The following is a 9,160-nucleotide window of genomic DNA, read 5'->3' on the forward strand; positions in this document are numbered from 1 at the left end:
GTTTTACCCTTATGCCGCCCGTCCCATAAGTTTATTTTGCTCTTTTTCAGCCTTTTCTCGTTGTCTGTCGATATAGTCGGCAAGATCTTTTAAGTAGATTCCTAATGCTGCTTTCTGAGTGTCGGCGCCAAGCCTAACTACAGGAATGTCGATTTCGCCGTCCAAGCGTTTACGTTTGAACTTCTCTACTGTCAAGCGCATGTAATCCGTGCAAACACGGTCTAACGGAATAACGGCCTGCCCATCGTACTGGGCCATCAATAAGAAGAGGGTATTCATGATTTGCTCTCAGTGGCCGCAGGGCCTTGCATAAAATTCCAGCTCGAAATAGCGCATTTAGTCCATTCTCCAACTTCTTCCTCACCGCAAACTTGACATCTGACCCTTGAATCTTTGGCTTTTATGTCCGTGTGGCCTTTGCTGCAGGGGTGTAGTCTCCATTTATCGGTCAAGTCGCCGGTTTCTGCCTCCGTTAACCAAACTTGGGCTCCTTCTTTTCCTGCATTGACAAATATCGTTTCCCCGTCTGGGCCTTCCTCAATCGCGTCTGCGGAAAAAACAAACGTGTTTTCAAGTAAGTCCGCATACTTACGCAACATCTCGACAGTGGATTTCGCCTGCATAGCATTTGGATGGCTGAATGAGCATCGTCCTTCATCGATGCGTTTTTTAATTAGTTCTTGGATATCTATATAGAAACTATTTTCGTAATCCCCGTGCCCTTCATATGCGTTGTCAGTTAGCCAAGAGAAAGGCATTTCAATCGAAATGTAAGCACCGTCACCTGGAAAAATCCCATCCACTAATTCGAAGTCTGGTATTTTCATGCTGCCTCCTTTATCTCTTCTACTTGGCGCCATGGATCATTTGCCCTTTTGAGCGCTGCCATTGGTGGCGGACTGACGCTGTTGCCGCACATGAACACGGCCTGTTCTTGTGCTGTAGGCGATAAGAGGGGGAGGTGCGAATACCCCTTAACAGGCTGCGCGAGCGGGCATTCCTGAGCATTTAGCGTTGCATCAGCGAGCGCTGCCCCGCGCAGCTTTTCGTGGGGTATAAGTGCCTCGGTAGTGGCGCTGGGAGGGGCAATAATGCCTGCTGCTGCGCAGCAGAGGCTGTTTGTTTCTAGCGTGTCGACGCTGTCTGCAGCGCGGAGCAAAGCGGACAGGGAAGGGAAGTCATCCTGTTGGTTCTTCATGCCGCTTTCCTCCGATGTTCAATTGCGAGTTGGTCCATCAGCCGCTGGTGGTAGGTGAGCCGGGCTTCTGCGGCAGACCATGGGCGGATGGTTTCAACCATGGGTTCGATGCCGACCAAGCAATCCCAGATAGCCGGATCGGTTGGCATGAGGTCGCGGCGTTCGGTTGCCAGCGCAATCAAATCGGCCTGGTGTACGCAGGCGGGAAGATCAAGAGCCAGGTCAAAGCGTTCGCAAACACGCTCCCAGATAACATCCTCGAAGTGCCGGTAGGCAGAGATCCACTGCTTGAGCGGGCGGGTCATGTCACCCAGGTACGCCTCGGTCGCGTCGTGGAGCAATGCCGCAAGCTTGTGCTCTTCCGGCACCAGCTCGGCGACGATGCAACTGTGCTGGGCCACGCTGTAGAACTCGCGGGTGTGGCCGTTAAATCGGCACAGGTGGGCCAGCGCGTGCGAGATGTCCCGTGGGTCGATCATGTCAGCGTCAGGCTCGAACAAGTCGAAGCGCTTGCCGGTGGAGGTGAGGATCCAGTTCATGCGGCTTCCCTCACCAGGTCGGCCAGCAGCAAGGCGTTGTCGGTCGCCTTGTGCAACTGGCGCAGAGCTTCATAGCCGATCAGGGCTTTCAACTGACGGTCGAACTCTTTGCTGTAGCGAGTCAGAGCGCGCAGTTCCTTAGTGGCCTTGGCGTGCTGCTGCTGCTGCTGCAGTGTGGTTGCTTGGCTTTCGGATCTGACAGCGCGGAAGGTTTCTGCGGCGAGCTTCAGCTTTTCGGCAATGGCCAAAAGGGTGTAACGGTCTTGCGGTTCCCGGCTTAATAGGAGTTCGGTGCGCATGCATTGATCTGACATCTCTTTGAGAGAGGCAGCGTATGCGGCTGAAGATTCGTCCCGGCCCGAGACGTACCCATGGGAATAGCCTTCGTCGTAGCCATCATTTTTGCCGTCTGTGAGGCCGCCTCGATATGCCACGGGCGCGAGCCTGCACATGGCGACGTCGCTCACGGTCGCTATCGCCTTTGACGCGGGAAACCTGCTACCGGTATCCAAGGCCATGCGCGAGCGCTTCCCCGGCTGCCCGCTGATCATCTGTCGCGATGACGACTGGAAAACTAAGCGCCCCAACGGTGACCCTTGGAACCCTGGCGGAGAGAAAGCCAACAACGCCGCGTTGGTTGTCGGCGGTCAAGTCGTCGCCCCGGTGTTTTCCGGCGAGCGCGAGATCAAGTGGACCGACTTCAACGACCTTCACGTCGCCGAGGGGTTGGAGGCTGTCCGCCGTCAGGTGCTCGCGGTGGTCAAGCCTCCTGCAGCGGGTGGCTGGAAGGACCAACTGGCCCGCACCGAAAACGGCTCCCTGATTGCGCACATGCAAAACGTCGAGCTGATCCTGGGCAATGACGAACGCTGGGCCGGTGTCATCGGCTACAGCGTATTCAGCTCCAAGATCGTCAAGCTTCGGTCTGCGCCCTTCGGCGGCGGTGCCGGTGACTGGGCCGACATTGACGACATGCGAGTGATGAAGTGGCTCGCGCAGCAGTACAACCTGCGGGTCAAAGCTTCCCATGTGATTGAGGCGGTCAGCGTGGTTGCTCACGACCATGCCCGCGCCGGGGGATGCAGCGCGCTCCCTTGCGGTGTCAGCACCGAGCAAGCCGGCAGCGGTGGCGATTCAATCCAAAGAGCCGGAGAAGCCTGTTCCGGCCAAAGTGGATCAGAAGTTTGAATACTCGCTGACCATGCCGATTACGGTGCAAGGGGATGTGAAAGATCCACAACGCTTGGCGCAGGATCTCATGCCGCATATGCGATTAATGATGGCGGATGCGGCGAAACAAAACGCCGCGAAGCTTTATGACGAACCCCATCTGTAAGGAGGCCCCATGGCGTACATGGAACAAATGCAGTCGGGCCTAAAGTACCTGGTCGAAGCCGGGGAGGCTGGGCGGCGCAGTGCTGACGGCATGCTGGGGCCGGTGAATGGTGCCATTCGAGAGTTAACCGGCGCCGCATACGAGTTGGAAAACATCCCGTTCGTGGGGCCGGCAGTCGGCGCCAAACTACAGCGGGTAATGCGTGGCGTGGACGCAGCACAGGCCAAGGTCGGCCAGGTAGTAGCCGTGTACGGCCGTGCGACACGGGCGGCCGCCGAGGTGCAGGAGCGTATGGGCGTGCTGAAGGAGCAGGCGGGCAAGGCTGCGGTCGCGATCAATAAGATCGCCGGAAAGGTCAGCCCGTCTCTGGCCAACATCGTGCCGACCAGCTCATTTGCAGTGGACGCCACGCCGGCGCCGGAAGCAGTGAAGCCGTTCCCGCACTTGCTGATCATCCAACCCCGTGACCCCAAGGAGCAGCCCTACTACTTCAATCTGGACACGGCGGCCTTCGACGAGCTTAGCCGCTCGACCGAATTTCGCTGGGCCTCGCAGGAGCGCCTGTCGCGCCGTCCGGCGCAGCAGGCCGTAGGCATGGGAGACGACAAGTTAACGCTCAAAGGGACGATTTATCCGGGCTTCAAGGGTGGGCTTAAGCAGCTCGACACCTTGCGCAGCATTGGGGCCAGGCTTCAGCCGCTGACCCTGACCACGGGCTATGGCGAGGTGATCGGCACCTGGTGCCTGAAGACCACCAACGAGGAGCAGGGCGCGCTGTTGCACGGCGGGATTCCGCGTAAACAAGGGTTCACTCTGGAGTTTGTGCGCTATGGCGACGACATGCAGAACGTCTGACGGGGACATGCTCGATGTCATTTGCAATAACGTTTATGGCCATCTGAACGGCAGCACCGAGGCGGTGCTGGACGCCAATCAGGGGCTGGCCGACGAGCCCCAGCCCTACCGCGCCGGAGTGTTGGTCTATCTGCCGGATCTGCCCAGCCCAACCGGGGAGGGCATCAGCTTGTGGGATTGACCTCGACCGTTGCCGGCGACGCGTTGCGTTACGCGTAACGGCCATTTGTTTTTTGACCCGCCATGTGCGGTTTTTTTTGGACAAAATCCATGACCCCTATGTTTCGAATCGTGGCTGATGGCGCCGATGTGACGGCCAAAATCAATGATCGGTTGTTGTTGCTGCGCACCTCTGACAAGCCCGGTATGGAGTCCGACGAGTTTGAATTGCGTATTGATGACCGGGACGGCCAGGTGGTGCTGCCTCGGCGTGGCAGCTCCATTGAGATCTACCTGGGCTATGCCGAAACGTCCTTGGTGCGCCTGGGGCGCTACGCGGTGGATACGGTCGAGGTGTCGGGGCCGCCGGATACGATAGTGATTAAGGGCAAAGCCAGCGACATGCGTGGCAGTGGCAAAACCATCCGTAGTGGAAGCTGGGAGGACGTGCCGCTGTCGAAGATCGTGGCCGATATCGCGGCGCGCAATGGCTGGCGGGCGGTGTGTCCGGTAGCGACCAAGGTCGCCCGGGTGGATCAGCTCAACGAGTCCGATTTTAATTTCATCACGCGCCTGGCCAAGCAATACGACTGCACGGCCAAGGTCGCGGACGGCAAGCTTTTGGTGATGCCGCGTCAGGGAGGTCAGACCGCCAGCGGCAAAACGTTCGGCGCAATCACTCTGACCCGTAGCGATCTCAGTCGCTGGCAGTTCAGCCTGGGAGATCGTAACTCGCACAAGGCCGTGGCGACCAAGCATCAGAACAAGAAGGACGGCAAGCTGGCGGTGGTCACCATCGACAACGACGACGCTCCGGATGGCTTGCCAGCGGTTCATACCGACCGACATATCTATCCGAACAAGACCGCCGCCGAGGCTGCCGCCAAGGCACGGTTGGCGGCGTTCAATCGCTCGACCGCAGACGTGCGTTTCGAGATGCCTGGCCGGACAGACATTTTTGCCGAACGCCTGATCAACGCCCAGGGCTTCAAGGTCGGTCTTGATGGCGAATACCTGGCGGATTCGGTCGAGCAGGTGTTTATCCAATCCGACTGGTCGACCACAGTCGAGTGCAATGCCGGCAAGAAAGGTAAATCCAAGGGCAAGAAAAAGAAGGAAACGAAGCCGCTCAAGGTTGTGAGCGTTGAGACGCTGTAGTGGATCCCATCGCCGCCTTAGTGCGGTTAATGAGATGGTCACCCCCAACACCCTGTGAGGGCTACGCTTTCACGGGGTGTTTTGTTTTCGGAGGCCATCATCATGAGCGAGTCAGCACTGATCGGTATCGATCTCGGCAAACATACTTTCCACCTGCACGGCCAGGATAAGTCGGGCCGCGAGGTGTTTCGCAGAAAATGCTCACGAGCGCAGATGATGCAGTTTTTCGGCAATGTGCCGAGCTGTGTCGTGGTGATGGAGGCCTGTGCAGGGTCGCATTTTGTCGCTCGCCAACTGATGGCGATGGGACACACGGCCAAGCTGATTTCCCCGCAGTTCGTTAAGCCCTTCGTCAAGGGCAACAAAAATGACTTCGTCGACGCTGAGGCGATCTGTGAAGCCGCTTCCCGCCCATCCATGCGCTTCGTTACGCCTAAAACCGAATCCCAGCAAACCCTGTCTGTGCTGCATCGGATGCGCGAATCGTTGGTGCATGACCGCACCAAAACGGCTAATCAGATGCACGGTTTTCTGTTGGAGTTTGGAATCAGCCTGCCCAAGGGATTGGCCATCATGAAGCGTTTGGCGAGCGTTGTGGCCGAGCACGACTTACCCGTTCGTCTGACGGTCTTATTGCAGCGCCTGCACGATCACTTCGTCTATCTGGATGAGCAAATCAAAGCGCTGGATAAAGAACTGGCGGGCCAACTGGCCAACGATGATCTGGGCAGTCGTTTGCTGAGCATGCCGTGTGTCGGCCCGATCACCGCCAGCCTGCTGGCTGTGGAGATGGGCGATGGTAAACAGTACCGATGCGGTCTCGACTTTGCCGCCTCCGTTGGCTTAGTGCCCAGGCAGTACAGCACGGGCGGCAAGGCCAATCTGCTGGGGATCAGCAAGCGGGGTGACAAGCATCTGCGACAACTGTTGGTGCAGTGTTCCAGGGTCTATATGCAGAGGCTGGATCACCAGAAAGGCGCTCTGGCTGACTGGGTTAAAACCTTGCTCAGTCGACGACATTCAAATGTCGTGGCCTGTGCCCTGGCTAACAAACTGGCGCGTATCGCTTGGGCGATAGCCGCTCGCCATACGCAATATGAAGCAGGGCCAGACGCTTTGAACGCCTGACCCTGCAGTTGTTGCAGTACCACGATTCACCCTTCAGGTTTTGCGATAGCTGAACAACAGATGATGTGAACGGCACACCGGCCTGGCGAAGATCCTGACATAAAAATCGGCTTCAGAAGCCGACCGGTTTTTAAGGATCGTCAGGCGCGACTCTCATCGTGGCGCTGGGGCATGCCCCAAACAGACGCCGGATAGATTTAAGCAAGCCAACCACACCACCCGTTAATCAGTATTGCAAAAATGGGGGTGACCATAGATTTTTATGCCTGGAGTCTTTATGTCCCTCACCGAACAACAGCTGCAACGCATCATGCCGAACGTCCGCCGCCAAGCGGGCGTTTTTGTATCTGCCCTCAATATGGCGATGGTCAATCACCAAATCAACACACCGAAGCGTCAGGCCGCGTTCCTGGCCCAGATCGGTCATGAGTCGGGTCAACTGCAGTACGTCCGCGAGCTGGGGGGCGATCAGTACCTGAGCAAATACGACACCGGCAACCTGGCTACGAAGCTCGGCAACACCCCGGAAGCCGACGGTGATGGTCAGCGCTACCGTGGCCGTGGACTGATCCAGATCACCGGCCACGACAACTATCTGCGCTGCAGCCTGGCACTGTTAGGCGATGAGCGATTGCTGCGCACGCCGGAATTGCTCGAACTGCCTCAATGGGCGGCAGAGTCGGCCGCGTGGTTCTGGTCGGTGAACGGGCTGAATGCGCTCGCGGATCAGGATCAGTTTAATACGATCACTCGCCGGATAAATGGTGGCCTCAATGGTCTGGAGGATCGGCTGCAGCTGTGGGCCAGGGCGAGGGCGGTGTTATGCGTCTCTTCGACCTGATCCCTGCGCAGTTCCGTATCGCTGCTGCCGGCGTGCTGTTGTTGATGGTGGGCGCCGGATCTGCGGCGTTGGCCTGGACTGCCCAGGACTGGCGTTATTGCCGCGTGCTGGAGCGCCAATCCCGGCTGCAAGCGGACACCCTCAACGAGTTATCCCAAGCGTCTGCTGCCCTGCAGCGTACCGAGCAGGACAAGCGCCTAGCCCTGGAGCAGCGCCTGCAGAGCAAAGACGAAACCCACCACAAGGAATTGACCTATGAGCAAACCAAGCAAGCTCGTCTGCGTGATCGCCTGGCTACTGCTGATCTGCGGCTGTCAGTCGTACTCGCCGCCACCGAAACTACCGGCTGCTGTGCAATGCCAACCACCACCGCCTCCGGCCGCGTGGTTCATGGCACCACAAGAGCCCAACTTGACCCAGCGCATGCTCAACGAATTATCGGAATCACCGATACCGGCGACCAAGGATTGATCGCCCTGCGCGCCTGTCAGGCCTACGCAAAAGAAGTCTCTACACCGAAGTAAAAGGAGCGGCTGGGCAGGATGCGTCAACATCCAACCCGGCCACCTTCCCCGCAGATCGTCCCTGCAAGTCCAGCCAAGGCTCCCGCTTCGTGCACAAAGCGGAGCGAGCCTAGCACTGTTTATCCATACAGCAAAGGTCTTGCCTTTTTATGTCTACACCCATCATCCCTTGGATGGGCGGCAAACGCCGCCTGGCCGACCGCCTTATCCCGCTTTTCCCGCCACACGAATGCTACGTTGAGGTCTTTGCCGGCGGCGCCGCGCTTTACTTTATGCGTCCCCAGGCAGCGCCTGTTGAAGTTCTTAACGACATCAACGGCGACCTGGTGACGCTGTACCGTGTCGTGCAGAACCACCTGGAAGAATTCGTGCGCCAGTTCAAATGGGCGCTCAGTTCCCGCCAGGTGTTCGAGTGGCAGAAGATGACGCGTCCGGAAACCCTCACCGACATCCAGCGAGCCGCCCGATTCTTTTATCTGCAGCACCATGCGTTCGCCGGCAAAGTGACGGGGCAGACGTTCGGCACTGCAACGACCGGCCCGGCCATCAACCTGCTGCGGATCGAGGAGAACCTGTCTGCGGCGTGGCAGCGTTTGTCCGGCACTTATGTTGAAAATCTGGGCTGGCTTGAATGTGCCGAGCGCTACGACCGTGCCCATACGTTCCACTACATGGATCCACCTTACTGGCAGACGGCCGGTTATGGCGTGGACTTTCCCTTCGAGAATTACGAGCGCATGGCCGACTTTATGCGGCGCTGCAAAGGCAAGGTCATGGTCAGCATTAACGATCATCCCGACATCCGACGTGTGTTTGAGGGGTTCCATTTTGAATCCGTCGACATTCGCTACAGCACCACCAACCAGCGCCAAGGGAGGGCTGAGGTGAGTGGTGAGCTGGTGATCATGAACTGGGAACCTGCAGCTTTGGGAGGGTTGTTTGTAACTGATCCATAAACCCCACCTATCCAAACAGACGGCGCCTGAGGTGGGGAGGAATCAAATCATGCTGGCGCGGAGACCATTCTCGGCACAGTTACTTCATTTTTTCGGCCTGATATCCACCACCATCCCCGCCTGTACGTTTTTGATCGGTGACAGTAAGTGCGGCGAAATATTCCAGCGCTGGCCGGTGTCGGTTACCACTGTGACGGTTTTGCGGTTGAACTTCATGACGGTACCGGACAGGCGCTCACCATTGGGTGAATCGAAGCTTACCCGTGCTCCCGGATGGAACTGCATCATCGATTTATGAGCCTCCAATGACTCCAACATCTTCAGCCGTTCGATAATGTGATGATTCAATGTCACTAACTCATCAGCGCTCAGATGATCAATGTTGATACTCATGATGCCCTCCAATTCCAGGGTAGTAACGCCTCAACATCTTCAACTGATTCAGCCTGCGGTAATCGCTCCAGTA

General features: G+C 57.6%; 14 protein-coding genes and 1 pseudogene. 9 read left to right on the forward strand and 6 right to left on the reverse strand.

From position 1 onward, the window contains the following. Positions 1 to 9 precede the first annotated feature (9 nt). The 5 genes from AC07W0_RS30525 to AC07W0_RS30545 are packed head-to-tail and all read right to left on the reverse strand — an operon-like array spanning position 10 to position 2,204. On the reverse strand, positions 10 to 279 hold the full coding sequence (locus AC07W0_RS30525) for a pyocin activator PrtN family protein (protein ID WP_102618984.1): 270 nt from the start codon (positions 277 to 279) through the stop codon (positions 10 to 12). Continuing rightward, positions 276 to 827: a hypothetical protein gene (locus AC07W0_RS30530; RefSeq protein WP_102618985.1), complete on the reverse strand. Its 552-nt coding sequence runs from the start codon at positions 825 to 827 to the stop codon at positions 276 to 278. Before AC07W0_RS30530 ends, AC07W0_RS30525 begins: the two co-directional genes overlap by 4 nt. Continuing rightward, positions 824 to 1,198 (reverse strand): hypothetical protein, encoded by a 375-nt coding sequence (locus tag AC07W0_RS30535; RefSeq protein ID WP_256580920.1) that lies wholly within the window; start codon positions 1,196 to 1,198, stop codon positions 824 to 826. The genes AC07W0_RS30530 and AC07W0_RS30535 overlap by 4 nt, the downstream gene beginning before the upstream one ends. Beyond that, on the reverse strand, positions 1,195 to 1,737 hold the full coding sequence (locus tag AC07W0_RS30540; RefSeq protein ID WP_102618986.1) for a phosphohydrolase: 543 nt from the start codon (positions 1,735 to 1,737) through the stop codon (positions 1,195 to 1,197). Before AC07W0_RS30540 ends, AC07W0_RS30535 begins: the two co-directional genes overlap by 4 nt. Continuing rightward, on the reverse strand, positions 1,734 to 2,204 hold the full coding sequence (locus AC07W0_RS30545; protein ID WP_173677851.1) for a hypothetical protein: 471 nt from the start codon (positions 2,202 to 2,204) through the stop codon (positions 1,734 to 1,736). Before AC07W0_RS30545 ends, AC07W0_RS30540 begins: the two co-directional genes overlap by 4 nt. On the opposite strand from AC07W0_RS30545, the pseudogene AC07W0_RS30550 reads away from it, so the two are divergent. The 9 genes and pseudogenes from AC07W0_RS30550 to AC07W0_RS30590 form a co-directional block, all read left to right on the forward strand. Further along, positions 2,164 to 2,805: pseudogene (locus AC07W0_RS30550) on the forward strand (primase/helicase family protein); the annotation flags it as partial. The gene AC07W0_RS30545 and the pseudogene AC07W0_RS30550 sit on opposite strands and share 41 nt — an antisense overlap. A gap of 103 nt (positions 2,806 to 2,908) precedes the next feature. Continuing rightward, positions 2,909 to 3,073: a hypothetical protein gene (locus AC07W0_RS30555; RefSeq protein ID WP_256580919.1), complete on the forward strand. Its 165-nt coding sequence runs from the start codon at positions 2,909 to 2,911 to the stop codon at positions 3,071 to 3,073. A 9-nt stretch (positions 3,074 to 3,082) separates the two neighbouring features. Then, positions 3,083 to 3,928, forward strand: coding sequence for a phage tail protein (locus tag AC07W0_RS30560; RefSeq protein WP_102618988.1), 846 nt, complete (start codon positions 3,083 to 3,085; stop codon positions 3,926 to 3,928). Next, complete coding sequence (locus AC07W0_RS30565; protein ID WP_102618989.1) at positions 3,903 to 4,109, forward strand: tail protein X; 207 nt, start codon at positions 3,903 to 3,905, stop codon at positions 4,107 to 4,109. Before AC07W0_RS30560 ends, AC07W0_RS30565 begins: the two co-directional genes overlap by 26 nt. A gap of 89 nt (positions 4,110 to 4,198) precedes the next feature. Then, complete coding sequence (locus AC07W0_RS30570; RefSeq protein ID WP_102618990.1) at positions 4,199 to 5,245, forward strand: phage late control D family protein; 1,047 nt, start codon at positions 4,199 to 4,201, stop codon at positions 5,243 to 5,245. A gap of 102 nt (positions 5,246 to 5,347) precedes the next feature. Continuing rightward, entirely contained in the window at positions 5,348 to 6,373 is a 1,026-nt protein-coding gene (locus tag AC07W0_RS30575) for an IS110 family RNA-guided transposase (RefSeq protein WP_102618991.1), read from the forward strand. A 277-nt stretch (positions 6,374 to 6,650) separates the two neighbouring features. After that, complete coding sequence (locus AC07W0_RS30580) at positions 6,651 to 7,214, forward strand: glycoside hydrolase family 19 protein (protein WP_102618992.1); 564 nt, start codon at positions 6,651 to 6,653, stop codon at positions 7,212 to 7,214. Further along, positions 7,196 to 7,738, forward strand: coding sequence for a lysis system spanin subunit (locus tag AC07W0_RS30585; RefSeq protein ID WP_102618993.1), 543 nt, complete (start codon positions 7,196 to 7,198; stop codon positions 7,736 to 7,738). The genes AC07W0_RS30580 and AC07W0_RS30585 overlap by 19 nt, the downstream gene beginning before the upstream one ends. Positions 7,739 to 7,887: 149 nt before the next feature. Beyond that, complete coding sequence (locus tag AC07W0_RS30590) at positions 7,888 to 8,694, forward strand: DNA adenine methylase (RefSeq protein ID WP_102618994.1); 807 nt, start codon at positions 7,888 to 7,890, stop codon at positions 8,692 to 8,694. 84 nt (positions 8,695 to 8,778) lie between these two features. Here the strand turns inward: AC07W0_RS30590 and AC07W0_RS30595 are convergent, their stop codons facing one another. Next, positions 8,779 to 9,087: a peptidylprolyl isomerase gene (locus tag AC07W0_RS30595; protein ID WP_046489443.1), complete on the reverse strand. Its 309-nt coding sequence runs from the start codon at positions 9,085 to 9,087 to the stop codon at positions 8,779 to 8,781. Positions 9,088 to 9,160 lie beyond the last annotated feature (73 nt).

The organism is Pseudomonas sp. GW704-F2 (assembly GCF_059423025.1).

What these genes read in the sequence shown, in the direction of transcription:
- AC07W0_RS30540 (WP_102618986.1), bottom strand. Translation starts at nt 1,737, where the DNA reads ATGAACTGGATCCTCACCTCCACCGGCAAGCGCTTCGACTTGTTCGAG.
- AC07W0_RS30560 (WP_102618988.1), top strand. Translation starts at nt 3,083, where the DNA reads ATGGCGTACATGGAACAAATGCAGTCGGGCCTAAAGTACCTGGTCGAA.
- AC07W0_RS30535 (WP_256580920.1), bottom strand. Translation starts at nt 1,198, where the DNA reads ATGAAGAACCAACAGGATGACTTCCCTTCCCTGTCCGCTTTGCTCCGC.
- AC07W0_RS30585 (WP_102618993.1), top strand. Translation starts at nt 7,196, where the DNA reads ATGCGTCTCTTCGACCTGATCCCTGCGCAGTTCCGTATCGCTGCTGCC.
- AC07W0_RS30590 (WP_102618994.1), top strand. Translation starts at nt 7,888, where the DNA reads ATGTCTACACCCATCATCCCTTGGATGGGCGGCAAACGCCGCCTGGCC.
- AC07W0_RS30565 (WP_102618989.1), top strand. Translation starts at nt 3,903, where the DNA reads ATGGCGACGACATGCAGAACGTCTGACGGGGACATGCTCGATGTCATT.
- AC07W0_RS30575 (WP_102618991.1), top strand. Translation starts at nt 5,348, where the DNA reads ATGAGCGAGTCAGCACTGATCGGTATCGATCTCGGCAAACATACTTTC.
- AC07W0_RS30530 (WP_102618985.1), bottom strand. Translation starts at nt 827, where the DNA reads ATGAAAATACCAGACTTCGAATTAGTGGATGGGATTTTTCCAGGTGAC.
- AC07W0_RS30525 (WP_102618984.1), bottom strand. Translation starts at nt 279, where the DNA reads ATGAATACCCTCTTCTTATTGATGGCCCAGTACGATGGGCAGGCCGTT.
- AC07W0_RS30570 (WP_102618990.1), top strand. Translation starts at nt 4,199, where the DNA reads ATGACCCCTATGTTTCGAATCGTGGCTGATGGCGCCGATGTGACGGCC.
- AC07W0_RS30595 (WP_046489443.1), bottom strand. Translation starts at nt 9,087, where the DNA reads ATGAGTATCAACATTGATCATCTGAGCGCTGATGAGTTAGTGACATTG.
- AC07W0_RS30580 (WP_102618992.1), top strand. Translation starts at nt 6,651, where the DNA reads ATGTCCCTCACCGAACAACAGCTGCAACGCATCATGCCGAACGTCCGC.